The following is a 25453-nucleotide window of genomic DNA, read 5'->3' on the forward strand; positions in this document are numbered from 1 at the left end:
GGTTTTCTTTGTTTTCGGACGGCAGTTGTTTACAGTTTACCCCTGTTTCAACCAGTTTCCGAAGTCCGGGTTCTGGATTAATACCGAACCACTGATCAAAGTGCCACAACTGCAATCAGCACTGGAGACGCCCATAATTAGCCAGCGCCAGGAAAAGCGTTTCTCGCAGACACCTCTGACGTCTCCCATCAGCTCTGCGACTATCACAACGAGAACCAGATCGCTATAACCGACACAAAGCCTGCAGTGGTTCAGAATCAATACAGATCGCATAGTACACTATTAACGATACAATTTAAGGAACAAAGACAATGAAGCTGGAAGGGCGAAATGCGCTCGTAACAGGTGCCTCCCGGGGAATTGGTCGGGGATGTGCAATCGAAATGGCGAGAGCAGGGGCAAACGTTGCCATTAACTATCGATCTCATCCCGAAGAAGCCGAAGCCGCAGCAGAAGAAGCACGCTCCTTTGGCGTGAAAGCAATCACAATTCAGGCCGATGTTTCCGACCAGGAATCTGTCGAAGCTGCTGTCGCGAAAGTGGCAGAAGAATTCGGAAGCCTTGATCTATTTGTTTCCAATTCTGCCTATAGCGACCGTGAACTGATTCTGGAAGCCGACATGGAAGGCTTCAAACGAACCATTGATGTTACCATGTGGGGTGCTTTTTTTGGTGTGCGTGCAGCGGCCAGTCAAATGACCAAACAGGGTAAGGGTGGCTCGATCGTTATCATCAGTTCTCCACACGCTGTCATTGCGATTCCTACCTCTGCAGCCTACAACATGGCGAAAGCAGCCATCGACCACATGGCGCGAACGGCGGCCATCGAATTTGCGCAACATAAGATTCGTGTCAACACAGTTCACCCCGGCTGGATTGATACTCCGGGAGAACGCAAATTCTTTACAGACGAACAACTTCAGGCCGGAGCGGAAAATATTCCCTGGAAACGACTGGGAACTCCCAATGAAGTCGGCAAGCTTGTCACATTTCTCTCCAGCTCCGATGCGGACTACATGACCGGTGGTACCACAACGATTGATGGAGGGATCGGACTTCCCTGGTGGTCGAATCGAGCAGAAGGCGCACAATAATTCTGGAAGAACGCGGGGCGAACATCCAACCTGATCCTGAGCTAGCTCAAACAACTCAACTCTTTATATAGTAAAGACTTCAGGTTGATCTATCCCTTATGTCCTCCATCAGATACACTATTGTCCCCTGTAAAACTGGGTGCCAGTAATGTGTTAAAAGAGAGTGCTCTTCTGATCTGGTAACTTTCCGACTAAGATTTATCACTGAGAATCGAAATACATTGACTCATTCTTTACAGAGGAAGCCCCTGAGGATCCTGAAATGACTGACAGTCAGAATAAAATTGAGTTGAAAAATCCGGTAATCGCCGCGATTTTAGCGTTTCTGATTCCTGGTGCCGGTCACTTCTATCAGGGACGAAACTTTAAAGCCACGATTTACTGCTTCTGCATTCTGAGCACGTTTTTTTGTGGCATGGCACTCGGTGACTGGAAAACCGTGTATTACCAGTCACAACCAGGAAAACGTACCCTGGGTTATTTTGCACAAGTCGGTGTAGGCTTACCGGCGCTTCCAGCACTGGTTCAGACATCACGCTACAACAAGCTGGTCTCCCCTTCGAACCAGAATCGAAATGACGTTGATTCCAACTACTTTGAATCGCATCCTTATCGCACGGAAATGCCTTTGGAAGCCCCCTTCAAAGGAACTCTTCTGGATCGAGGCGAGGATGGCAAAAATATCAGCGGCAAGTTGGAAGGATATATCAAATTAAAAACAGTTCCCAGTGATTTTGGAACCGCTATCAGCGGGACGTTTGAGGGAACTCTGGACAACAAACCCATTTCCGCTCTGAATCTCTCTGACCCCGTCGGCATCGGCTTACCACTGGGCGGAGACAAAGAGCGGGTTCTGGAATGTGCTGTCGTGCGAGAAGTGAATGGACGGCAAACAGACACCGGCCATATTGAAGGTTCCATTCCCAGGCCCTTTCTTAACTGGTTTGAAATGCCTTTAAGCAATCGAGAGCTTGATGATATCAATAAAAAACTTGGAAAACGGTATGAGTTCGCCGTTGTTTTCACCTGGATCGCGGGACTGTTAAACCTGCTCGTGATCTGGGATGCATTCGAAGGTCCCGCTTATGGAAAAGGGGATGAAGAAGAAGCTGCCCCTCAGAAAAAACCGGTGGCAGACCCTAAAACTTAAGTGAACCGAAACCCTTTGAAGCACACAATCTCCGTCTCCCCCTTTGATCAATTGAAGGCCTTTAATCATGTCGATTCCACTTCTATTAGCGAACCAGGTGAATGCGGTCGTTTACCTGATTCCGCTCTTGGCGGTGATCAGTCTGGTTTATAACGCCACGCGCTATGAAATCCCACAGGTGATTATACAGCGTTCAATCCGTTTTTTCTTCACGGCGATCATTATCATGGGCGGGCTCATGACCTTGCTGGCGATACTCTCCTGGAACCTGTGAACAGTTTAACACATCACAAGGCGGCCATTGATTTGAGAAACTATCTGACTGTGCCGCTTTTATTTGACTTACTAAAATTTTATTTTCATTTATTTCTATTCAATTGCACTTTAGGTAAATGTTGCACATACTCAGACGATTGCGGGGTTATGGATTCCCTTTCTGCAATAGTTAGGTTGGGATTAATTTATGCAGAATAATGGATTTGCACTGACGGAATTAGTTGATCTGGCGGATCATACTGACCTGTTTGAGCTATTGGACAATGAAAGCGTTTATGCACTTTCTCACCAGGGCTTCACTGCGGGCTTTTCGAGCGTCAAAGCGATCAGCCGTTCAACGGGGATCGAGACACGTCGACTGCTACAGATGGATCTCTCACCAATTGATATCGCGACTGCCATTGCTGAGAAGCTGCAGTTGACGGTAGGCTTTGACTGGGCAGAATGCCCGGCAATTCTTCTCTGTCATTCTCATACAAATAATCAGTCGGCCCGCCAGTTGTGTGACCAGCTCGCAGAGAAGCTCGAGATCCCACCGGAAAAATTCATCGCCTTAAACTATGGTTGCGTCGGCTTTGTGGAACTACTGAGCCGCGCCACACAACTCCTGGAAGATCAACCAGAGGGCGTACACATCCCCTTGCTCACTGTAGAAACCCCCGAGCACTGGCATGACTCTTCCGACAAGGCTTTCTGTGGAATTGTCTCAGCTGGTGCCACCGGGACTACGCTCTGGCGTGGACCAGGACATTCCCTGCTGCATGTGGAAACAGCAACCGAATATATCCCTGCAGAACGGCGTAAGGAAGATCTACCGCTATTCTGGACCGAACAGGGAGATATGTTTGACTTTCGTGGTCAGCCCGAGCATAAACTGGTCATGCACATGGATGGCGAGTCCGTTTTCCTGAATGGCGTGGACCTGATGCTTGAAGCGTGTCTCGAATCATATCAGGAAGTTGCCGAAACCGCAGACCGAATCCTGATTGCCCCGCATCAGCCAAGCGGAAAATTATTAAAAGCCATGATTGCTGCAGCACGGCAAATTCCGATTCAGGCTGACTTCCTCAATAATCTACCCAATTACGGTAACTCCATTTCGTCAACGATTCCTACAATTCTGGCGCGGCTGGAAGAAGTCGTTGAAGAAAACGGTTATGCTCCCGTGGAAGAAGGTGCCCTGATTCTCCTGCCGGCCGCTGGTATCTGTATGGATCGCCTGACCGATTCCATGTGTATCGGAAGAGCAGCCCTCAAGTGGCAGCCTGGACGCTATCGCGAGGAATCCTAAGCAGCATCCCGATCAAAAGCACGCGTCCCAAAGGCTTCGCGTCCTTCGATAATCGAACCTTTGTCAAACCGCTTACCAAAGTATAATGCCTGAGCAGATTCATCACTGAGTACCGTCTCTGCATCCCCGCTGACGAGCACTTGACCGGCACTGATGATATAACTGCGATCCGTAATCGTTAATGTCTCACGTTCACGGTGGTCTGTTAACAGGATGGAAATCCCACTGTCACGCAAGTCGGCAATGATATCCTGAATATCATGAATCGTAACCGGGTCAATTCCAGTAAATGGTTCATCCAGCAGGATTAATTCGGGAGAACTGGCCAGACAACGGGCAATCTCCAATCGCCGGCGTTCTCCCCCTGAAAGCGTTGAAGCAATTTGTTTCCGCTTCGATGTTAAACCGAATTGATCAAGCAGATGGTCAACCGTCTCATGCCTCTGCTTGCGAGTCAGGTCAAGAAATTCGAGGATGGCGTAGATGTTCTGCTCGATAGAAAGTTTGACAAACACGCTTTCATCCTGGGGCAGATAACCCATACCCTGCCGCGCCCGTTTATACATCGGCCAACTGGTAACATCGGTCCCTTCAAGGTAGACACGCCCTTTCGTCGGGGCAACCATGCCGCAAGCCATCCGGAAAGTGGTCGTTTTACCGGCACCATTTGGCCCTAATAAGCCAACGATTTCGCCGCGCTCCACAAAGAAATCGACGCCATCCACGGCGCGTTTTCCGGGATAATCTTTAACCAGCCCCACACATTCCAACAATGCCATCGTATACGTCCTCCTTGACGAATCCGTAATCTTTAAGACTCATTGACGCATTCTAACAAAAACAATGAATCTGCTTAAGATCGATTTATGCGCCCCTCTGCTGTAAACCACTATCGAATTCGCTTCATCCTGGAAAAGTTAGGATAAAAGGGAACGGAAAGTTTGGCGTAGGGATCTTTGGGATAGTGTCCTGGCGAGGTCTGGTGGTAGAAAAATTTCTTTAACGGTCCCACATTGGGTGAGTAACCATGGCCATCATTCATAAAGGGAATTCCATGCGGCCAGTAAATCATAAACGCTTTTCCAACCAGTGCGGATCGAGGCACTGCATGTCTTCGCTCAGCCTCGCGATCATTGCCCCACAAGCGGCTGTCAGCACTACGGGCAGAGTTATCTCCGAGTACAAAAAATTCCTCGTCCGACATTTTCGCAAAACGAACCTGCTGTTGATGATCTTCGTACTGACGACTCCAGGCAGCTGGATCTGACAGTAACTCCCACAAATGCCGCCGATCCCCGGAATACTCCTGGCTCTGATAATATTCATCCGCGCGATAATAGATATCACGCTGCAGATACAGATGAGAAATCACAAAATCAGTCCCACGCCCTGCCACTCCAGCGGGAGCCAGATCCCCGTCTCGGGGAGCGGGAGAAACAGGCGGCTGGTATTGCGTCATGTTTCCCAGATCAAGTGCCGTCCCATCGACCCAGAGCCAGAGTCTCTGATCCACGTTCGCAAACATCAGGGAATATGAACCTTTGCCTTTGACTTCGGTCTGAATCGATGCCAGTTCGGTCTCTACAGGTTCCGGGTTGGGGAAGTCTTCCACATAATACAGTTTTGCCACCCCCGTCTTCAGATCAAAACGGACCCGATAATGACGATCTCCTCGCATCAGTTCGACAAAGAATTCGCCCCCCTCGGAGAGAAACTCGACATCAAAATTGAGCGTCAAATCACCAACCCAGAATGCGGCGTCATACATAAATGAACTGTTTGGAGATCCTCCCGAGTAATTATTGTAAGCCGTGTAGTCGCTGATCAAACGTGGTTCCGGCGGGGAAGAGCTCATCGTCTGCTTGAATAATTCCGGATTCTCCTGCAGCAGAGCCCACTCCGATTGGCGAGGCACTAAATGCTGGTACCGCAGCCATTCCAGATTCTGTGCTGTCGCTGCACTTCCCTGATATTCATAAGCCCGCGATTCACGATCCAGCTTCCAGGCCGACTCTTTCAAGCTCTCAAACTTTGTCTCATTCGGAGCGACCTGGCGCATCGGAGACCAGCGTTCCGGCCAGTCATACTGCAGAATTTCGCGAGGAGGATAATCATCGTCATAGACCAGTTGCTGAACCGTCAGTTGTTTCTCCAGATTGTCCTTGCGGAGAATGACAAAGGGGTCCTTCTCATTTTTTCTGGCATAGACGTCGCCTCGCGAAATTTGAATTTCTTCGCCGGGTAAGCCAACCAGCCGCTTGATGTAGTTTGTCTGCGACGCTTCTGGATACTTGAATACAATCACGTCCCAGCGATTGGGGTCACCGAAATCAAAGGGGAATTTATTGACAATAATGCGATCCCCTGTAAATGGCATCGCATCTCGCAGATCAGTGTAGTAACGACAGTTCGGGCAATACGCGCCGGTCACTTTATTAGACGGGATATAGTATTCCGATTTCTCCACCAGCTCATCACTGGCACCCACCGCGTATTTGACTCCACACTCGGCGCAGTGCAGTTCTTTATGGCGACCATACAGAGTCGGCGCCATGGAACCTGTTGGAATCACAAACGCTTCGGCTGAGTAAGCGCGAAAAACAAATGCAAAGACCAGAGCAATGATGATCGACTCAATCGTATCACGTAATTCATTGTGCCGTCCCGGGATCTGCTCCTTATCTACCTTGTCAGGCTCCATCTGCCTGGTCAGATCTTTTTTACTTTTTGTTTTCTCTGCTTTTTTTGTCATTACAAACAACCTGCCAATGAGACGGAGCCAGCCCCAAACCAGCCCTGATGTGAGTCAGTCCGTTCTGGTGATTCGCTGCCGAGATTGATTTATGAAATTCTTTCCTCAATTTAAGAAAGATCTTCTGCAAATAGCCAAATTTGATATTAATGAATATAGCGAATCCGGGAGAAATCTGGAATGCGTATGTGACCGACATGACTGCCGATTTTCACTTCCCCCTGCCGCGATGGTAAATGCACGAGAAAAGGCTTTCCCAGTAAATATTTACGTTCAACTTTCCCATCCGCCCAACTCCGACTGTCCAATGAAACCGGGCTGTTATCTCCGAGTACAAAATAGCTTTGCTGATCCAGCTGATAGGGTTCTTCAACCCCGTGCAGACCTTTCCCGCGCGTATAATGAATGTCACGATAGAGCTTCAGCCGGGTGACTGCAAACTGCCCCCCAGTTGCACCAAACCGAACGGGAACCCGAATTGATTCTCGTGGCTCAGACGTCTCACTGAATAATAACGGCTGATAAATTAATTGACCATTGATGGCAAACAAAACCTGACGATCCATAATCGACATCTCAAGCTGCATCGATTCCTGTTGTGCAGTGTTACTCAAACGGCCTGTTCGCACAGGCTGCTGCTGATCATCCACAAACAGAGCCACCTGCTTTGACTTGAAATCGATCATGTTCCGAAATCGGTGCTGGCCATCGAACATTTCGATTGCAAACTGGGACTCATCGGAACCAGCTTTCAAATCGCATTCAAACATGAAATCGTGAATGGGAATCGCTTCTTGATTTTCCAGTCCTGAATTATAGGCATAATGATCGAGCACGGGAGCCACATGTGACTTCTCATACAAAAGCGCAACTGCATAACGAAATTCATCATTTTCTGTTTGATCCAGAAACCGATGACAGTCCTCGGATGCCATCGCCCCTCGACAGCTTAACTGTTTTTTTTTCGAATCAAATTGAACAGGTCCCAGGACCGGCTCCGGCGGTTCAATTTCTTCTGGCCACACTTCCAGTGGCACCGTTGTGAGATAATGGCCCCCCGATCGCATCCAGTGCTGGTACTTAACCCAAGACAACTCTTCTGGAGCCGCTGAACTCAATGGATCGACTTCACTGGCATCAAACACGAACCCCTCATCCTGAGGGACCCAGTGCTGATGGCTGCCTTGTTCCCCATCTGCTTCTTCAACCGGAACAAACCGAGGGAGAAAGAATTCATCGTTTTTCGGTTGATAGTGGTGGTCATGAACGAGCAGCCTGACTGCGCGTTGTGTTGGCAAGTCCTTGCGTTGAATCTTTCCATCAATATACAGGTCGCCCTGCTTGACCTGCACGGCCTCTCCGGGCAAACCGACAACGCGTTTCACATACGCCTGAGTCGGCTTAATCGGATTCTGAAATACGGCAACGTCCCATCGCTGGGGTCCCTTCAAATAATAAGCATGTTTGAAGACCAGTAGCTGATCTCCCTCGTTCCGCGGAACGTTCGTTAAATCAATAGAGTGAGTATTACAATTGGGACAGGTTGCGTATGGCCCCGACTGATGCAGGGCTTCCCCATCGGAATGTTGCTGAGCCTGAAATCGGTTCGCCGATACAGAATCGTCATAGGCCACGCCATACGTGAAAGAATAATCGCAACGGGGGCACTTCACCTGTTTGTGATATCCCAAGAGAGAAGGCGCCATAGAGCCCGTTGAAATCATATAACCTTCTGCCTGGAAGGTCCTGAAAAGAATCACGGCGATGGCCAATGAAACCACTGATTCCAGCACCATGCGGAACAGGCTGGAGCGATGTTCCACCTCTTCTGCCTGGGATTCAAGTTGACGGGGAGAGTGGTGCATCACAATAGACAAAAGAAGAAACAGGACTTTTCCTGAAATGATTTTCAGAAAGCAAAACGCTCAAGTCGCTATTTTAATAAATCCCGGTAGCCTGAGGAAATAGAGAATTGACTGAGAGATGAGAATTGGCAAAAGCAGATCAGCATCCAGAGGGTGTTCCAGGGCGTAACATTGTTTTGGGAAACAACTTATCCCACAAAACAGAAAAGCAATAACATGCAGACCCAAACGATGCCTAGAAAATGCCAGACGATCGAACAGGCATGCACGCCCCAGTGATATTCATGATCGTACTGATACAGATATGCTTTGTAGATCACGAATCCCAGAATGCCGAAAGCGACGACAAAATGCAGGGCATGCAGCAGCACAAATGAAAACAGCACGCCATAACTGCTGGGATAATGATACACATTTTTGGCTTGATCCAGAACGAGCAGCACTTCGGAATGCTGGCGTAGCACATGAATCAGCCCGATCGTCTGAATGACAAAAAACGCACCACCCAGCAGAAATGTAAGATTCAGACAATTCCGGAACTGCTGCTGTTTTTCCTGACGGACAAAAGACAAAGCCCGATGAATGGAAAAACTTCCCAACGCCAGCAATACCGTACTGAGCCAGAGTGCTGAAGGAATGACGAGCGCCGTTGGCTCATACGTTTTCGCCAGGTTTGATCGCACAATCACATAGGCAATCAAACCACCTGCAAACAGGACTGACAGTGTAAATAGAAAAATTGCCAGACCGAAGTCTCTCTGGCTTAACCGATCCCGAGATGTAAATAACATCACGAGTCGATCTCGAATTGTGCGGCTCCAGAAGGTAGACATCATAACCTGCCAACGAATTAAGCGCAAAAACACTTACTGAGAAATATCGAATCAGGCAATTAAGCCGACTGTTCTATTTTCGCGGACCCCACCACCAGATTCAACATTATTTCTTAGCAGGGGCGGCTGCTGGTGCAGGAGCGGGTGCCGCTGCTGGCGCTTTATCCTGTTGGAATCCCTGCACATAATTGTCGTACGCATGCGAATCCAAAAGAATCATGCACAGAAAAAAAGCGGCAAAGACAATAGAGAAAAAGAACATAATCCGGTTAAGTGGTTTATCATACCAGAGGTGCATGAAAATGAAGACAACCAGTGATGCTTTGAGTGTGGCAATCGCCATCGAAACAATCACATCCATGGCTCCCACATCATACTTTGCGGCTTCCACAGTGAGTACAGTCAAAGCAACCAAGGCGAGAAACACGCCGATCAGAACTTTCACTGGCACAATATGTACGTGGCAGCTTTGCGGGCTTTCTGTGTGAACACCACTTTCAGCATGATCTGACATGATGAATTCTTTCGTCTCTTTATTGTAAAACTGCTGGAAGCTCAAAGACTTCGCAAATTGATTAAAATTGAATTTATACTGACTAGTGCTTTGTCAAGCTAGAAATTGAGGGTGGTGAGTGTTGTTTACGTGCTCCGTTGTCGCACTCTCGTGATATCCATTAAACCCAAAATTCAAAAAATAACACTCCACTAGTTAATCAAATACAGTAACGGGAACAGATAGATCCAGATTAAGTCGACCAAGTGCCAATACAGGCCGACAAAGTCGACAGCTCCGAAATAGTATGTGGTAAATGCACCATGCACAGTTCGCACGATCAACCAACTTATGGCAATCATCCCGCCAATGATATGAATCGCGTGTAAGCCTGTCATACAGAAATAAACACTGAAGAATGTCCCGGCCAGTTCCGGCTCTGGAACTTTTTCTTTCTGCTTGGCATATTCTGCAGGAACGGTTTCTACCATCTGAATTTCTTCATCGGTTGGCTTTTCTGCATGCCCCAGATGGTGATAGCCGATACTCGCATATGCACCGACTTGCATGCCAAGTGCAGAGATTAGAAAACAGCCGGCAATGGTGGCCAGTGTTTTTTTATTTGGATTCTTGATGAGTACTCCCAAAGCGACACCGGAGAGCACAATTACGGCCCATAACACGGTTGTCATATAAGAGAGAGTGTGTTTGGTTTTTTCGAATAAGGATTCATCACTGTGATCATCGTGTGCGGCTGCCGACTCATCATCGTGAGCATGATCTGAGGCTGCGCCTGCTGCTGGTGCTGCCGCCTCATGATGTTCCGGGCTGTGATACATGCCGGCCCACAATAAACCGTGATGAGCTTTTTCTGTATATTCAAACGATTTCACACCCAGGAAGATCGCGGCACAGGCCAGTGTCGTAACCAGACAAACCAAGAGACCTTTTGTTTGACCTAATTGCGCACAACGCACTCCCCATGCCATCGTTAAACTACTAAAAAGCAGGACTACCGTATTGGCTGCGCCTAAGGTCGTATCCAGGAACTGGCTGGCATACAAAAAGACTTCAGGATGCAATGAGCGATAGACGGCATAAAATCCGAATAACCCGCTGAAGAACAGTACTTCTGTTACCAGGAACAGCCAGATGCCCAGTTTCCCGGTGTCAAACTGTTGCTGATGCGAATCAAAGTGATGCGCCAACCTGGGATCATGGTGCTCATGATCGTGGCTGTCGGCATGTTCGTCTGTTGTCGTGGTGGCCGCGGTATTCATTAAACTTCTTTATCTCCTGATGCGGTCACAGATTCTTTGTTATCCCCCTGACATTCAACGGGAACGAAGCCTCCGATTTCCTCATTATAAACGACCGATTCCATGACGTAGGGATCGCCGGCCAGAGGAGGATGATCGAAGTTATTGTGTGGTGGTGGTGAAGAACATTGCCATTCCAGCGAAGCACCGCCCCAGGGATTGGCAGGCGCCTTCTTGCCGCGGTAGACCGAATAGATCAGTGTGGCAGCCATCAGGGCCGAGCTGAGTCCTAACAGATAAGCCCCCATCGTCGACATAATGTGCAGGTTCTGAAATTCCGGCAAATAGGTGTAATACCGACGAGGCATACCGCGGGTCCCTAAAATGAACTGTGGGAAGAATGTCAGGTTGAATCCCAGGAAGACACCCAGACAGGCAATCCGTCCCCAGAACTCATTAAACATCTTGCCGCTAATTTTAGGCCACCAGTGATGGATGGCTGCAAACAGCCCAACGAGCGATGACCCCATCATCACATAGTGGAAGTGAGCCACGACAAAATAGGTATCGTGCAAATGGATGTCGGTCGCCAGTGTCGCCAGAAACAGCCCGGTCAAACCACCAATTGAGAAAATGAAGATGAAGGCCAGACCATAACACATGGCTGTTGTGAAACGAATCGAGCCTTTATACATAGTAGTAAGCCAGTTAAACACTTTAATGGCCGACGGAATAGACACACTGAAAGTGATACCACTAAAGATCACAGCGACCATTTTGGACTGGCCGGAAACAAACATGTGATGCCCCCAGACCAAAAAGCCAAAGATGGCAATTGCGATACTACTGTAGGCAATGAACCGGTATCCGAAAATGTGTTTGCGACTATGAACGGCAATCACTTCGCTGATCACACCCATTGCCGGCAGAATCATCACATATACGGCCGGGTGAGAATAGAACCAGAAGAAGTGCTGGAACAGCACCGGATCGCCGCCTAATGCCGGATCAAAAATTCCGATGTGAAACGCACGTTCCACAACCAGGAGCAGGCCGGTAATCCCCAGCACAGGTGTCGCCAGAACTTGAATCAGGGCAGTCGCGTAAAGTGCCCATAAAAACAGCGGCATTTTGAACCAGGTCATTCCCGGAGGTCGCATGGTGTGAATCGTCACAATGAAATTCAACCCGGTAAAAATCGAGCTGAAGCCCAGAATAAAGACCCCCAGCAGCGCGGTAATTACAGCCGTGCTGGTGGTGATACTGTAAGGAGTATAGAAGGTCCAGCCTGTATCCAGCCCCCCCAATACCATCGCCGCCAGGAAGAATGCGGCACCGAACATCCAGAGGTAAAAACTCCCCAGGTTCATGCGCGGAAAGGCGACATCCTTGGCTCCCAGCATCACCGGCAGAATAATATTTCCAATCGCCGCCGGAACCCCGGGAATGATCACCAGGAAGGTCATGATGGCACCATGCAGGGTAAACATCTGATTGTACGCATCAGGCCCCATTAAGACTTTTGATGGTGACAACAATTCCGTTCTCAGCAGGACCGCAAAAATCCCACCCAGGAAAAAGGCGCACGTCACACCGATCAGGTACATGATACCGATGCGTTTATGGTCGAGGGTGAAAAACCAGCTTTTCCAGCCCTTCGAGCAATTCAAATAATTCAATTCGCGGTATTGAATCGGGAAATCTGATGTTGGATTGGAGGAGTCAACTATTGTTGCCATCTTCCAGCCTCCTGAATAAATTCAAATAGGGTCGGATTTAAAATCCGGAAACACAATCGAGAAACGGGTTCTCACTTATTTATCTCGTGACAGAATCACGTCAGCTACTTTTGACTCTTGATGAATGCAATGATTGCAGTGATATCCTGATCCGTTAACTGCCCTTTGAAGGTCGGCATGATCGGTCGGAAGCCATCCACAATTTTGGATTGCGGCTCCAGGATCGACTGACGAATATAGTTTGCATCTGCAATCGTGGATGTCCCATCTGTGAATTTTCGCTCTTTGCCAAACAGTTCTTTGAACGATGGTCCATTCTTAGGTACCCCATCCAGTGAATGGCACTGAATGCAGCCACGGCTTTTGTAAAAATATTCACCCGCTTCCACGGGGGTCTTGTTTTTATGAATATCGGACGCCACCTGCAGCCACTTATCAAAGTCGCCACGGGTCTCATGGACGACCACTTTGGTCACCATTTCCGAGTGTTTCTGCCCGCAGTATTCGGCACACATCAGCGGATAAGTTCCCGCTTTGGTAGCGTTGAACCATTCCTGTGTATAACGGCCGGGCACGACATCCATCTTGGTACGGAAGGCAGGAATCCACAGGCTGTGAATCACATCATCCGAAGCCATTGTCAAGGTTACATCTTCCCCTTTGGGAATATGCAGTTCGCTTTCAATCCAGCCGTTGGGATATTTGAATGCCCAGGACCACTTCTTGGCGACGACACTAATTTCATAGGAAGAAGCGGGGGGCGTTCGCATATCAAGATATGAAGTAAATCCGATCCAGAACATGACGATCGTCAGCAGTGTCGGAATGACTGACCAGGACAATTCCAATGTCAGGTTATGCGTGACCGTTTTTTCTGCTTCTACACCTGGGCGATGACGGTATTTGATCATAAACAGGACCATCAAACCGACAATCAACACGAAAAAGAACGTGCAGACATACAGGATAAAGAAGTAGACAGAGTCAACGCTCTCTGCCACCGTGGAACCTTGAGACGGGAACCAAAACCCGGCTTCGTCATTCGCTAATAGATTAGGGATGAATAGTTTCATCTGCATTCACACAATCAACTGTTGAGTGTTAAAATATTTAAGGTATTAACCAAATCTGATTAAAACACAAATCCGCTTTTTAGAAGACTCCTGAGTCAGGACCCCTCTGTTGTTTCCATCGTCTGATTTGCCGCCGCTTCTAAATCCTGCCGGCCTTTGCGTCCCCGCCAATAGGGAATCAAAACAACCGTTAAGATAAAGACGGTGGCAAACCCACCAATTTTCATAATATTCCGTGCGGTCGGTGCATACCGACCACTGTCTGCATCATAGTGAAAACAGAACAGTAAAAACCGATCAATGGTTGTTCCAATTTTTCCTTCAGACGCTTCCACCAATGCCAGCTTCAATGTCTGTTCGGGAAAATTCACCCCATACAAATAGCGGGAAATCTTTCCATCGGGAGTACACACCAGCAGAACCGCTGGATGAGCATATTCCTGGCGTTCCTCGATATACTTGTACTGAACCCCCATTGACTCTGCTAATTTGGTAATCGCCGCCTGTTTGCCGCACAGAAAATGCCAGCCATCGGCTGTTCCTGCACGGTTATATTCTTTGAAGTATTTCTGCTTTGTTAAATTAGCTCGCTGATAGGTCTCTTTCGGATCAATACTCACCGACAGAAATTCATACTGCTTGCCCGCAGACCACTCTAATTCTTTTAAACCTCTCACCAACGCCGTCAGTTGTAATGAACACAACATTGGACAATTCGAATAATTCAGAGACAGGATCACGGGACGATCTTTTTTAAAGTAATCTTCCAGCTTAACCTGTTTTCCAGAACTATCCTGAAACTCCAATCCCAGAGGCAACTGACTTTCCAGATGCTCAACCACATCCAGAGATTCAATACTTTTCGGTGCTTTTTCCATACGCTCAGCCTGCACGGTCATCATGCTGGATGACCATATCAGAAGCGTCAGAATAAAGAACTGAAATGGTTTCATGGGCTTTTGGTTTTGGCTTGTTTCTGTTTTTCCTGTTCCTCCTGAACAACAATTTCCATTGCCCGATCAATGGGCACAGCTACGATATTTTTATCTTGATCAACCCAACGATATTCGGTTAACGCAGCCGCCTGATTGGCGAGAATGCTTTCTGCATTTTTCTCCGGCACTAGAATTACCTTCTCTACATTTTCTGACTTTTCAAACGACATATCCAGAGCGGCAATCGCGAACACCAGAAAAAAGGTAACGACAGTTCCGACGAAACCAACATAAGCGATCATCGTAGTATCGAGATCATCATAGGCTGCTTTATGACCGGACATAGTTTATTCTCTTATCTTAAAAGGCGCTGATCAAAATCGATCAGACTGTGATTAAATATTGTGAAACTCGAGTGATTCTTCCAGTCGTGGATCTCTGACCGGCATAACTGATGTCTGACCGGCAAATTTCAGTAAACCAGCGACATAAATCCCGCCAACCCCGATCGTGCAACAGACATTCACCAGGATCATTCCAAATGAGACACTTAGAGACTCGCCTCCAGATTCGGCGTTTGGCATTACCAGCCAGAAAATATCGATCCAGTTCATCACCAGTAAATAAACGGCCCAGAAAAACAACGTCTTGGGGTTCCGCTTCATCCAGCGTGACATAAAGAATACAAATGGAATCGCAAAGTGACCAATCACCAGAATCAGGGAAATGATTCCCCAGCCATGCTTCTGACGATGTAGGAAGAAGACTGTTTCTTCTGGAATATTGGAATACCAGATTAACAGATACTGCGAAATAGCGATGTAAGCCCAGAAACAATTGAACGCAAACAACAGCTTACCTACATCGTGTAAATGTTCTACGGTCACCGGTTCCTGCAGCAGACCTTTGCTTCGCAGATAAACCAGACTGATCGCCAGAAAACTGAAGAAGCCCACCAGACCTGCGGCAAAATAGTAGACACCGAAAATCGTACTAAACCAGTGTGCGTCCAGCGACATGATAAAGTCAAAAGCAGCAAACGTTAAAGTGAAGGCAAAGAGTAACAGTGCCGGACCACTACGTCGTTCCATTAACAGTGTCAATTCGGGATCGCCGTTTGCGTCTTGAGCGACCGATTTATTCAGGAAGAACCGGGCCAGGAAGATCCAGGACCCAAAGTAGATCAAATAACGGATTGCAAAAAAGCCGCTGTTCAGGTAAGGCGCTTTTGCCTGCAGCAAATGATCGTCTGCCACATTCTCAGGGTTGGCCCATTTAAACAAAATATCATTGCCAGCCAGTGTCACGAGCACGATTGGCAGTACCAGTACGGCCAAGGGGATGACACCCATCGAAATAAACTCAGATAACCGTCGTAAAACAACACTCCAGCCGGCACGCGTCAGTTGTTGAATCATCACAAAGAACAGTGCGCCCAGTGAGATGCTCAAAAAGAAGAACGTACTCTGCAGATAAGAGAAGGCAAACTTTTCCATCCCGTTTTCGCTGAACCACCCTAACACAAAGGCCACCGGCAGCAGGACGGCACAGCCCAGCGCCACTTTCATTGGGAGCGGCCCCAGTTCAGCCAGTGTTTGAACGGTAATCTTTTTATTTGTGTCGGGTGAAGTTTGCATAACGTTTCTTGTTTTACAACGAGATTAAATTTAACAAGTTGCCTCTGGATAGAACTCTATTATTTAGTGTCCCGAAGTTTTCGTTTTTCTTCTTCGGAAATCGTATTCGCATCAATCTGGTGACTCTTCTGGAGTGCTTTCAGATACAACACAATAGACCAGCGATCTTCTGGTGGAATTTGTGGTCCATATGCGGGCATCTTGCGAACCCCATTCGTGATTGTGTGATACAGACGGCCAACGGGAAGCTTACGCACGTTATCAGTGTGATAAGAAGCTGGTTTGACCCAGGTTCCTTGCTGCAGGTCCATAGCTCTTAAGGTGACCAGCCCATCACCTTCACCACCAAGACCATGGCAGGCGGAACAATAAATCCGGTAACGCTCTTTTCCGCGGGCCATCATTTTTGCTGTCACAGGCATGGGAAATTCAGTAACCCAGGGAAGCTCATCAAGTTTTTTCGCGGCAGCGGCGGCGGCGGCAGCCGGGTCCGCGGCAGCCGGCTTGGTGGCTGGTGCTTTTTCAGCGGCTGCTTTCTTATCTTCTGCTGGTTTAGCGTCCGCTTTCTTTTCATCCTGTACCGCGATCGTGACAACGTCCTGATCTTCAGGGAGATATTTCAACCCATAGTAGAAAGGGATGTTGTCGTCTTTAAACTGACCACGAGGAATTGTACCTTTAATATTCGGTCGAATTTCACGACCATCGGAGAACACATCTGTTGTATTCTGCGCTTTCAAGCTTGGCTGGAAATCCATATCAGGAACGATGTGAACTCGGGGTGTATTCGTCGTTGTCGAACGCTTATACGCTACCAGAGCAGGAGGCATGATCATCAACACTCCCACAATACTCAGAGCTAATTTCAGATTTCGCGGCAGCTTGGGAGATTCAACATCTGACCAGAATTCTTCTACATTCGTCGGATTTAACGACTTCAAAAATTCACCAGTATCGATTTCGGAGAACTTTGCGTCTTTCGCGTCCATACTGATGAAGAAGCGGTCGTTCGTGGCACGCCGAAACGCCTCAGATTTAAACAAAGGGTTGTATAATTTCGGCAACTGATTCAGTCCCAGCATCCCGAAAAAGGCACCAAAAGCGGCTAATAATACAGATAGTTCGAATACAATCGGAATACAGGCGGGAATACTAAACAGCGGCTTGCCACTAATCAGAAATGGGTAATCGTATGCGTTCATATACCATTGCATACCGATGGCAATTGTGCCCCCCATCAGTCCGCAGCAAGCAACGATCCAAGGCAGAATCGTCCACTTGATCCCCATTGCATTATCAATCCCGTGTAACGGGAAAGGCGTGTGAGTATCCCATTTTTGGTAGCCGGCATCGCGGACTTTCTTCGATGCATCAATCAATGCATGAGGATTATCGAACTCGGCAAGGAACCCGAGTAACTGGGGCTCTGCTATTGTTTTTTCTGGATGTTCGATTGTCGTCGCCATAATCTTTTTTATTCAAACTAATTGAGTTAAGTCGTACCTGAACACAGTTCCGCCAGCAACTGCCTCTTATTCAGTATCAGAATTTTCAGACTGATACTGGCCATGAGAATCAGGAATATCAGGCTGATCATCACCATGATCATGAGGAGAAGCCATGACGCTTTTGACTTCTGCCATCGCCACCATCGGCAGGAATTTACAGAAGAGCAGGAACAACGTCATAAACAGACCGAAACTACCGATTAACATTAAAACATCAACGATGGTTGGTTTGAAATATCCCCAACTGGAAGGCAAAAAATCACGGCTCAAGGAGGTCACCGTAATTACAAAACGCTCAAACCACATGCCGATATTCACGAAAACACATACAACAAAAATCATCCAGGGAGTCGTACGGATCTTTTTGATCCAGAACAACTGTGGGCTGATCACGTTACAAGAGACCATGATCCAGTAAGCCCAGGCATAGGGACCAAAGGCACGGTTAATAAAAGCAAAGGTTTCGTAACGGTTACCGCCATACCAGGCAATGAAAAACTCCATCGCGTAGGCATAACCAACCATTGTCCCGGTGGCAATAATCACTTTCGTCATATTTTCCAGGTGACGGTCAGTCAACAGATCCTCAATACCGCAAATCTTTCTCGCGGGAATCATTAAAGTCAACACCATCGCAAAACCACTGAAGACCGCCCCGGCAACGAAGTAAGGCGGGAAGATCGTGGTATGCCAACCTGGTAACTGGGAAACAGCAAAGTCAAAACTAACAATGGTATGCACACTCAGCACGAGCGGTGCGGCCAGAGCTGCCAACAGCAGATAGGCTCGTTCATAACGATGCCAGTGTCGAGATGATCCGTTCCACCCCAGCGAAAACAGGCCATAAGCAAACTGCTGAATTTTTCCAGTCGCCCGATCGCGTAGGGTCGCGAGGTCAGGAATCATGCCCATGTACCAGAACAACAGTGAAACAGTTGCATAAGTCGAAACAGCAAACACGTCCCACAGTAGCGGACTACGGAAGTTTGGCCACATCGCCATCTGGTTCGGAATGGGGAAGAGCCAATAGGCCAACCAGACACGTCCAATGTGAATCCCGGGGAAGACCCCCGCACAAACCACAGCAAAAATCGTCATTGCTTCCGCAGCACGGTTAATCCCGGTTCGCCAGTCTTGACGGAACAGGAACAAAATTGCGGAAATCAACGTACCAGCGTGACCAATACCGACCCAGAACACGAAGTTCACAATAGGCCAGCCCCAGAAGACAGGACTACGGTTACCCCAGACACCAACACCGGTAATAATCAAATACCCAATCAGACCAAACAACATTCCCATCAAACACGCGGAAACGCCTAATGCCAGATACCAGGCTTTGGGAGCCTTACACTCAGCCAGTCGACAGACGGCGTCGGTAACAGTCCCATAGTCGTGAGCACCAGTCACGAGCGGAGTTCGCTTACCGGGAACTTCGATTGTTGTGTCAATTGGCTCTGCTGTTACTGAAGCCATAGCTTTTGATATCTTTGCTCAATAAATTCAAAAGGATTGGTTAATCACTCTTATCGTCGCGTGACAGAAACTTCTTCTGTCACAATTTGTCTCTACTAATGTGCCTCTGTCTTTTTCTTGGTACCCGCTTCTGCGTGTTCGTCGCCGTGCCCGTGACCATGCCCTTCGCTGGCAGGTTTCGCCAGAGAAGGATGTGGATTTGTAATTCGGGCCAGGTAGGCTGTTCGGGGTTTGATATTCAACTCCGACAGAGCAGTATACGAACGCGGATTTGCATGGGCCTGTGCCACTTTGCTGTTTTCTTTTGTCAGGTCACCAAACTCAATGGCTTTCGCGGAACAGGCCTGCTGACAGGCTGTCACGATTTCGCCATCTTCAATCGGCCGCTGATCGTTTTTGGCTTCAATCTGAACTGCTTTGATCCGCTGCACGCAGTAAGTACATTTTTCCATCACACCGCGATGACGCACGGTTACTTCCGGATTCAGCACCAGAGCCTGCAGTTTTCCGCGGGGCTCTTCATAAACCTTATTGAAGTTGAAGTAGTTAAAGCGTCGTACTTTATAAGGACAGTTGTTGGCACAGTACCGGGTTCCGACACAGCGGTTATACACCATGTCGTTCAAACCTTCATCGGTATGCACGGTAGCAGCAACGGGGCAGACCTGCTCGCAGGGAGCTAACTCACATTGCTGACATAACATCGGCTGCACGGCAACGCCCGGATTGTTTTCATCGTCGCCTGTAAAATAACGATCGACGCGTAACCAGTGCATTTCACGACTATTAATCACCTGCTCGCGACCAACGACAGGCACGTTATTTTCTGCCTGACAGGAAACCATACAGGCATTACAGCCAATGCACTTGGTCAAATCGATCGACATTCCCCAAGCCTGACCCTCATAGGACAGCTCTTGATAATTCGGCTTTCCCTCTTCATTTTTATCCCACAAGGACACCAGAGGTGGGTGATGAGTACGCTCTTTCGCGAAACCAGGGTTATTCTCATATTCACTGAGATCACCTTCTCTCACCAGCTGACCGACGCGTCCCTCAATTTCATTTGCACCGACGGCATCAATGGCATGATGATCCTGAGTAATGGCTAACTCATATTCTTTACCGGTCTTTTCGACTTTCAAGCCAGCTGCAAAATTCATGGCTGCCTTGGACTGCAGTGCTGCCATGTTTTCACCAACCGGCTTTACATCCCGGGCAACATCCCCTCCCACCAGTCCGGCTGCAGTGCGACCATAACCCAAAGCAACCGCAATCGAATTCGGTGCCTGACCAGGCAGAACATAAACGGGCAGCTCAATCGACTTGCCATCTAAAATCAGCTTCACAACCGACCCAAACCCCACTCCGAGATCCTTGGCTGTTTTGGGTGCGATTAAGGCAGCGTTATCCCAGGTTATTTTCGTCAGATTATCGGGAGTTTCCTGTAACCAGCCGCTATTCGCAAATCGGCCGTCATACAGTTGCGGACTGAGATAAAACACCAGTTCAGTCTCTTCACTGGCTGTTTCAACAATTTTTGGAGCAGGTAATTCTTTGACTTTCGGCGAGACAGCTTCCAGCGAACTTCCCTTCAAAAGGCCATCATGAACGAGCCGACGCCATGAAGCATTCACCGCCATGGAATCGAGTGAGCCTTTGACGGCTTCTTTAATCAGATCCAAGGCGACCGGGTGTTTATCACCACAGAGAATTGCCAGCAACTCGACTTCTGACTTTCCGTCGTGCAACGGCTCAATCAAAGGCTGTGCGACACACAATGTCCCATCATAAGCACGAGAGTCGCCCCACTGCTCAAACGGATGTGTTTTAGGCAAATGCCATTGACACAACAGCGAAGTCTCATCCTCATACTCACCAAGGTGTATTGAGTTCGGCACTTTGCCCAGTGCCGAAACAAAGTCGATATCACCGGGAGCATTGTAGGCGGGGTTTCCACCAAGAATGACCAGTGCTTCCACTGCACCAGACTGCATTTCTTCTGTCAAGGTTCTCAATGCCTCAACAGCAGACATTTCACGTGCCAGCGGCTCTTTAGTATACCGAACAGCTTCGCCAACATTACCCAACTGCTCATTCAATTTATGGACACGGGCATGAAGCTCAGCCGGCTGACTGGCACCGATGGCAATCAGACCTGAGCCCTGATTGGCAACCAGATCTTCAGACATCGCAGCTAACACCTTTGCGGAATATTCGTCGCCTTCCGCTTTAGCATGCTTTTCTGACAAACGCTGTTGAACCTGCTCTTCCAACTTCGTCAGAAAATAGCCAAGATCAACAGAACGGGTTGGCAAACGATGATCGGCGGCTGCCCCGGTCGTCGTAAACCGGCTTTCCACTGCATACAGGCGATTCATGGGGCCTGCAGCAGGGTCGCGCCGAGAAGCCCAGTCGCGTGTGTGCAGCAAAGACGCAGGATGCTCGGACAGCAAATCCTCATCCAGACAGACAACCACATTCGCCTTGGTTAAATCAAAGTGGGGACGAACCACTTCACCAAAGGCAATTCTGGCACCTTCGTAAACATTATCACGGGAGTTGGCTGTGTAATCATACCAGCGAGACTTCGGATATAACGCAGAAAACTTCTCTTGAAGATTCTTTCTAGCCGCCGAAGAACTCACATCAGCCAGCACCCGCAACTTGGCGCCGCCGTCCTTTTGTGCCTGACCCAGCACAGTATCTGAATATTCAATAAACGCCTGCCAGTCACGAATATAACGCGCCCCCCCCTTACGCTCGATAACACCGACCGCTCGGTCGGGATCGTACAACGACAGTGTTTCCGATTGGGCAAAAACAGTCGAAGACCCCTTGCTTTGTGGTGAATCAGGATTACCTTCCACCTTAATCGGCCGACCATCAAAGCAGGTTACCAACAGGCTCTCTGCCAACCCGCCCAGCTCCATCAAGGTCGCATACTTTTGCGGCTTGCCAGGAATCAGGCCTTCTGGACGTGACACGCTCGGAGAAATTTTCTCATCTTCCCATCGGCAGCCTGAAACACCAGCCAGAGCAACAGATGCTCCCATTAGCTGCATCCAGCGACGACGCGAAACCCCTTCGGGATATTCGGACGCAGCCACGGGAAACTCTCGATGCAAGATCTCTTCAAACTCCGGCGTGGAATGCAACTCACCCAGACTTCGCCAATACTTTTTATCCACAACCGAACCCCTTAGCGGTGACACGTAGAACAATTAGTAGAAGGATTCAAATTCAGTTCCTCACGAACTTTTTTACCCACTTCGTGCGGATCTCCCTCGGCTTCCCAGTCAAGTTTTGTCACAAACTCGGGCGGACGAAGACTCGGCTCAGGATTTCGATGGCACTCCAGACACCAGCTCATGCTCAACGGCTTTACCTGAGTCACTTTCTCCATCTTATCAACCCGACCATGACAGGAAACACAACTCACGCCACGTCGGACATGAGCACTATGATTAAAATAAACATAATCAGGCAAGTCATGCACACGCCGCCACTGCATCGACTTCCCTGTTGCCTGACTCTCACGAATGGGAGCCAGCTTGGCACTGGTCGAATGAACGGCAACCGTATTCACAACGCCGTTCGCATCAGCGCCACTATGACAATTCAAGCAGGTCGAAGTTGGAGGAATCGCGGCGTGACCGGCGACTTCAACAGTGTTATGGCAATAGCGACAGTCCAGCTTGAGCTTGCCCGCATGCAGTGCATGGCTAAACGGCAAAGGCTGTTCTGGCTGATAACCAACGTCTGTTGTCTCAGGACTGGCCCCATAAGCGACCATTCCAAGCACATACAACACGCCAATTCCACCCAGCGCACCCAGCACTGGTACAATTGCATTTGTCCATTTCGGAAACTGAAAACGATCCATTTTGATATACCTGATAAGACCTTTCGAGCAAGATCACTCCCAAAAAGCAGGACTTGCCTCAGAGATTGATGTGGCAATCGACGGTCAAAGCGGACTTTTCACCTGAGTTTCAGAGAAGAAACCCCATCATCATTTGCAAGAATAGAAGTATGAAGAAAACTAAGCAATCCATTCCCAGCGCACTAGCGGCAAGTTTCTTGGAGTCGGGAGTCGCGCGTTTAGAAATTCTCAATAATGGGGACGGCCCCAAAAACAACTGGTAGAAATTCGCTACAGAACCTCGAGCAATCCCTCCATGGGAACAACTGAGCAAATAGTAACAGAGCACGAATTGCACAGAATACTACTTCTCTTCGATCAACGACTTGACACTCTGATGCCGATTTCCCGACCTCACAATTGAAGACACATACATCCTGTTTTAATCCTCAGATGCGACTCATTGATATCGCCGGCATACAGATGACTTCAGCACACTCACAATCCAGGAAGCAATTTTAAGGCTCTGAACAAAGCCCTCTACCCAACCCCAGCACACCCCAGCACACCCCAGCACACCCCAGCACACCCCAGAATACGAACCTGTATAAATTAGATTCACATCATTCTGAAAAAAGGAACGAATCACGTTGCCTTTCGTGCAGATCGATCTCCATCCTGAAAAAGATCCTAGACAGGATTTTGCGTCCCTGATTCGCTTTCAAGCTGAGCCGACTGGACTTATATCTCCCCAAACAGTTCCCTTCACTGTTCAAACACCAGAATTTGCTCTCTTATTTCAAAATTGAGTACCAATTCCTCCTCTAACTCTATCTTGATTCCACCGACTAAAACCAGCTACACATCTGCCTGATCTCAGACAAAACAAACGGGCTCCATTTATAGTCTCTGAGTTTTTTTCTAGTTCATACCGCTTTACACTGGATTAATTAACATTACTAACGTGTATACTGAATAATACAGCGTGAGTTCTTTCTGAACTTCTTTACCCGCAAGTCCTATTAAGCACGCTTAGGCCAACTTTCTTTATGCCTTTCTCAGGCAGAGGGCATGCATTTTTGTTAATGACCTTGGTCCCTAAGTTAATTCCATTTGTCAGTTGCGTTTCATTTTTGTTTCTAAAATTTACGTTTTCATTTTTCTTTTCAAGGGCCTCTACTATGAAAAAAAAATCACTACCACGAAACCACGGCTTTACGCTAATCGAATTACTAGTCGTGATTGCTATCATCGCGATCCTGATTGCGCTTCTGCTACCGGCGGTGCAGCAAGCCCGCGAGGCAGCACGGCGATCATCCTGCAAGAATAATTTCAAGCAGGTGGCATTAGCTTTACACAATTACCATGGCACACACAGCGTGTTTCCCTACGGCGTAATGGAATCGGGCACCTTTCATTTGCGTGATACCTGGATGCAGCAGATTCTGCCCTTTATCGAACAGGCTCCCATGTACAATAAATACATGAGCTGGCAGGGACAGTGGGTGATGGATACCCCTGTCGAAATTAAAGACCAGCCGATTGCTGTTTTAATGTGCCCTTCGGAAGCATCTCATCCCGCCTTTGGTGGTGGTGGCGGCACGCGTTCTGGCGGACGTGGATTTCAAGGAAGCTATGTCGTTTGTGCTGGTGATAAGCCAATCACCTATGGCACCGATTCCGGAGGAATATTTTATTCACTCTCCCGGCACAAAATGCGTGATATCGTTGATGGCACAACCAACACCCTCTTCATCAGTGAAACATTGATTCGCGGAAACAGCGGTGGTGGATGGGGTGCAGCGGGAGGTTACTGGGGTGGTGGTAAAGGAGGCGGATTCGGTTTTACGACACTTGAGCCGCCCAATACATCGCTTCCCGATGAAGTCTATTCCTGCAAGAGTGAGATATTCCCAAACTCTCCCTGCTCAAGTCAGAGCAACTACAACACTCCCCTCAACTTCGCCAGAAGCTATCACACTGGAGGCGTTCATGTGGCACTGGCTGATGCTTCGACACGATTTGTCAGTTCAAACATTGACCGTACCCTGTTCCAGAACCTGGGTACCCGACGCGGTAATGAAGTCATCGGCGAGTGGTAATCGCTCCTGCTGACCGTTCAATAACATCCTGAATGAAACTCAAGCCCATGACTGTCATGGGCTTGAGTTGACAGAACCCCGATTGTCGCCTCCTGTGCTCATTTC

The 25453-nt window shown here is 48.4% G+C and carries 21 protein-coding genes; 5 read left to right on the forward strand and 16 right to left on the reverse strand.

Annotated features, from left to right (window positions below; all coding sequences use genetic code 11):
* Positions 1-36: 36 nt before the first annotated feature.
* The gene (locus Enr17x_RS27125) at positions 37-273 is read right to left on the reverse strand and encodes a hypothetical protein (protein ID WP_145313222.1); all 237 of its coding nucleotides are present in this window, start codon (positions 271-273) and stop codon (positions 37-39) included.
* A 38-nt stretch (positions 274-311) separates the two neighbouring features.
* Here Enr17x_RS27125 and Enr17x_RS27130 point away from each other — a divergent pair, with 38 nt between their 5' ends.
* From Enr17x_RS27130 to Enr17x_RS27145, 4 genes are all read left to right on the forward strand, one after another.
* Positions 312-1094: an SDR family NAD(P)-dependent oxidoreductase gene (locus tag Enr17x_RS27130; RefSeq protein WP_145313224.1), complete on the forward strand. Its 783-nt coding sequence runs from the start codon at positions 312-314 to the stop codon at positions 1092-1094.
* 262 nt (positions 1095-1356) lie between these two features.
* Positions 1357-2244, forward strand: coding sequence for a DUF6677 family protein (locus Enr17x_RS27135; protein WP_145313226.1), 888 nt, complete (start codon positions 1357-1359; stop codon positions 2242-2244).
* A 67-nt stretch (positions 2245-2311) separates the two neighbouring features.
* Positions 2312-2518, forward strand: coding sequence for a hypothetical protein (locus Enr17x_RS27140; RefSeq protein WP_145313228.1), 207 nt, complete (start codon positions 2312-2314; stop codon positions 2516-2518).
* Positions 2519-2707: 189 nt separating this feature from the next.
* Positions 2708-3811, forward strand: a complete 1104-nt coding sequence (locus tag Enr17x_RS27145) for a beta-ketoacyl-[acyl-carrier-protein] synthase family protein (RefSeq protein WP_145313229.1) — start codon at positions 2708-2710, stop codon at positions 3809-3811.
* Here the strand turns inward: Enr17x_RS27145 and lptB are convergent.
* The 15 genes from lptB to Enr17x_RS27225 form a co-directional block, all read right to left on the reverse strand.
* Entirely contained in the window at positions 3808-4590 is a 783-nt protein-coding gene (gene lptB, locus Enr17x_RS27150; RefSeq protein WP_145313231.1) for an LPS export ABC transporter ATP-binding protein, read from the reverse strand. The two genes, Enr17x_RS27145 and lptB, sit on opposite strands and share 4 nt — an antisense overlap.
* A 110-nt stretch (positions 4591-4700) precedes the next feature.
* A complete protein-coding gene (lepB, locus tag Enr17x_RS27155) occupies positions 4701-6563 on the reverse strand; it encodes a signal peptidase I (protein WP_145313233.1) in 1863 nt (620 codons plus the stop codon).
* A gap of 146 nt (positions 6564-6709) precedes the next feature.
* Positions 6710-8428 (reverse strand): signal peptidase I, encoded by a 1719-nt coding sequence (gene lepB, locus Enr17x_RS27160; RefSeq protein ID WP_145313234.1) that lies wholly within the window; start codon positions 8426-8428, stop codon positions 6710-6712.
* A 188-nt stretch (positions 8429-8616) separates the two neighbouring features.
* Positions 8617-9219 (reverse strand): cytochrome c oxidase subunit 3, encoded by a 603-nt coding sequence (locus Enr17x_RS27165; protein ID WP_145313236.1) that lies wholly within the window; start codon positions 9217-9219, stop codon positions 8617-8619.
* 148 nt (positions 9220-9367) lie between these two features.
* Entirely contained in the window at positions 9368-9775 is a 408-nt protein-coding gene (locus Enr17x_RS27170) for a cytochrome C oxidase subunit IV family protein (RefSeq protein ID WP_145313238.1), read from the reverse strand.
* Between the two features lie 191 nt (positions 9776-9966).
* Positions 9967-11034, reverse strand: coding sequence for a cytochrome c oxidase subunit 3 (locus Enr17x_RS30195; protein WP_232100867.1), 1068 nt, complete (start codon positions 11032-11034; stop codon positions 9967-9969).
* On the reverse strand, positions 11034-12752 hold the full coding sequence (locus tag Enr17x_RS27185) for a cytochrome c oxidase subunit I (protein WP_145313240.1): 1719 nt from the start codon (positions 12750-12752) through the stop codon (positions 11034-11036). The genes Enr17x_RS30195 and Enr17x_RS27185 overlap by 1 nt, the downstream gene beginning before the upstream one ends.
* A gap of 104 nt (positions 12753-12856) precedes the next feature.
* Positions 12857-13825, reverse strand: coding sequence for a cytochrome c oxidase subunit II (gene coxB, locus Enr17x_RS27190; RefSeq protein ID WP_232100868.1), 969 nt, complete (start codon positions 13823-13825; stop codon positions 12857-12859).
* 95 nt (positions 13826-13920) lie between these two features.
* Complete coding sequence (locus Enr17x_RS27195; RefSeq protein ID WP_145313244.1) at positions 13921-14778, reverse strand: SCO family protein; 858 nt, start codon at positions 14776-14778, stop codon at positions 13921-13923.
* On the reverse strand, positions 14775-15104 hold the full coding sequence (locus Enr17x_RS27200) for a hypothetical protein (protein WP_145313245.1): 330 nt from the start codon (positions 15102-15104) through the stop codon (positions 14775-14777). The genes Enr17x_RS27195 and Enr17x_RS27200 overlap by 4 nt, the downstream gene beginning before the upstream one ends.
* 51 nt (positions 15105-15155) lie before the next feature.
* Positions 15156-16397, reverse strand: coding sequence for a quinol:cytochrome C oxidoreductase (locus tag Enr17x_RS27205; protein WP_145313247.1), 1242 nt, complete (start codon positions 16395-16397; stop codon positions 15156-15158).
* 59 nt (positions 16398-16456) lie between these two features.
* Positions 16457-17863, reverse strand: coding sequence for a quinol:electron acceptor oxidoreductase subunit ActD (locus Enr17x_RS27210; RefSeq protein WP_145313249.1), 1407 nt, complete (start codon positions 17861-17863; stop codon positions 16457-16459).
* A 66-nt stretch (positions 17864-17929) separates the two neighbouring features.
* Positions 17930-19381, reverse strand: a complete 1452-nt coding sequence (gene nrfD, locus Enr17x_RS27215; RefSeq protein WP_145313250.1) for an NrfD/PsrC family molybdoenzyme membrane anchor subunit — start codon at positions 19379-19381, stop codon at positions 17930-17932.
* A 95-nt stretch (positions 19382-19476) separates the two neighbouring features.
* On the reverse strand, positions 19477-22572 hold the full coding sequence (locus Enr17x_RS27220; RefSeq protein ID WP_145313251.1) for a TAT-variant-translocated molybdopterin oxidoreductase: 3096 nt from the start codon (positions 22570-22572) through the stop codon (positions 19477-19479).
* An 11-nt stretch (positions 22573-22583) separates the two neighbouring features.
* Positions 22584-23267, reverse strand: coding sequence for a cytochrome c3 family protein (locus Enr17x_RS27225; RefSeq protein ID WP_145313252.1), 684 nt, complete (start codon positions 23265-23267; stop codon positions 22584-22586).
* Positions 23268-24427: 1160 nt separating this feature from the next.
* On the opposite strand from Enr17x_RS27225, the gene Enr17x_RS27230 reads away from it, so the two are divergent.
* Positions 24428-25348, forward strand: coding sequence for a DUF1559 family PulG-like putative transporter (locus Enr17x_RS27230; RefSeq protein WP_145313254.1), 921 nt, complete (start codon positions 24428-24430; stop codon positions 25346-25348).
* The last annotated feature ends 105 nt before the right edge of the window (positions 25349-25453 follow it).

Source organism: Gimesia fumaroli (assembly GCF_007754425.1).
GTDB lineage: Bacteria > Planctomycetota > Planctomycetia > Planctomycetales > Planctomycetaceae > Gimesia > Gimesia fumaroli.

Bases quoted from the DNA above. Each gene is read 5' to 3' on its own strand.
- Enr17x_RS27205 (WP_145313247.1), bottom strand. From the start codon at position 16,397: ATGCAAACTTCACCCGACACAAATAAAAAGATTACCGTTCAAACACTG.
- Enr17x_RS27195 (WP_145313244.1), bottom strand. From the start codon at position 14,778: ATGAAACCATTTCAGTTCTTTATTCTGACGCTTCTGATATGGTCATCC.
- Enr17x_RS27200 (WP_145313245.1), bottom strand. From the start codon at position 15,104: ATGTCCGGTCATAAAGCAGCCTATGATGATCTCGATACTACGATGATC.
- nrfD (WP_145313250.1), bottom strand. From the start codon at position 19,381: ATGGCTTCAGTAACAGCAGAGCCAATTGACACAACAATCGAAGTTCCC.
- lepB (WP_145313233.1), bottom strand. From the start codon at position 6,563: ATGACAAAAAAAGCAGAGAAAACAAAAAGTAAAAAAGATCTGACCAGG.
- lepB (WP_145313234.1), bottom strand. From the start codon at position 8,428: ATGCACCACTCTCCCCGTCAACTTGAATCCCAGGCAGAAGAGGTGGAA.
- lptB (WP_145313231.1), bottom strand. From the start codon at position 4,590: ATGGCATTGTTGGAATGTGTGGGGCTGGTTAAAGATTATCCCGGAAAA.
- Enr17x_RS27135 (WP_145313226.1), top strand. From the start codon at position 1,357: ATGACTGACAGTCAGAATAAAATTGAGTTGAAAAATCCGGTAATCGCC.
- Enr17x_RS27230 (WP_145313254.1), top strand. From the start codon at position 24,428: ATGAAAAAAAAATCACTACCACGAAACCACGGCTTTACGCTAATCGAA.
- Enr17x_RS27125 (WP_145313222.1), bottom strand. From the start codon at position 273: ATGCGATCTGTATTGATTCTGAACCACTGCAGGCTTTGTGTCGGTTAT.
- Enr17x_RS27145 (WP_145313229.1), top strand. From the start codon at position 2,708: ATGCAGAATAATGGATTTGCACTGACGGAATTAGTTGATCTGGCGGAT.
- Enr17x_RS27140 (WP_145313228.1), top strand. From the start codon at position 2,312: ATGTCGATTCCACTTCTATTAGCGAACCAGGTGAATGCGGTCGTTTAC.
- Enr17x_RS27185 (WP_145313240.1), bottom strand. From the start codon at position 12,752: ATGGCAACAATAGTTGACTCCTCCAATCCAACATCAGATTTCCCGATT.
- Enr17x_RS27210 (WP_145313249.1), bottom strand. From the start codon at position 17,863: ATGGCGACGACAATCGAACATCCAGAAAAAACAATAGCAGAGCCCCAG.
- Enr17x_RS27225 (WP_145313252.1), bottom strand. From the start codon at position 23,267: ATGGATCGTTTTCAGTTTCCGAAATGGACAAATGCAATTGTACCAGTG.
- Enr17x_RS27165 (WP_145313236.1), bottom strand. From the start codon at position 9,219: ATGTTATTTACATCTCGGGATCGGTTAAGCCAGAGAGACTTCGGTCTG.
- Enr17x_RS30195 (WP_232100867.1), bottom strand. From the start codon at position 11,034: ATGAATACCGCGGCCACCACGACAACAGACGAACATGCCGACAGCCAC.
- coxB (WP_232100868.1), bottom strand. From the start codon at position 13,825: ATGAAACTATTCATCCCTAATCTATTAGCGAATGACGAAGCCGGGTTT.
- Enr17x_RS27170 (WP_145313238.1), bottom strand. From the start codon at position 9,775: ATGTCAGATCATGCTGAAAGTGGTGTTCACACAGAAAGCCCGCAAAGC.
- Enr17x_RS27130 (WP_145313224.1), top strand. From the start codon at position 312: ATGAAGCTGGAAGGGCGAAATGCGCTCGTAACAGGTGCCTCCCGGGGA.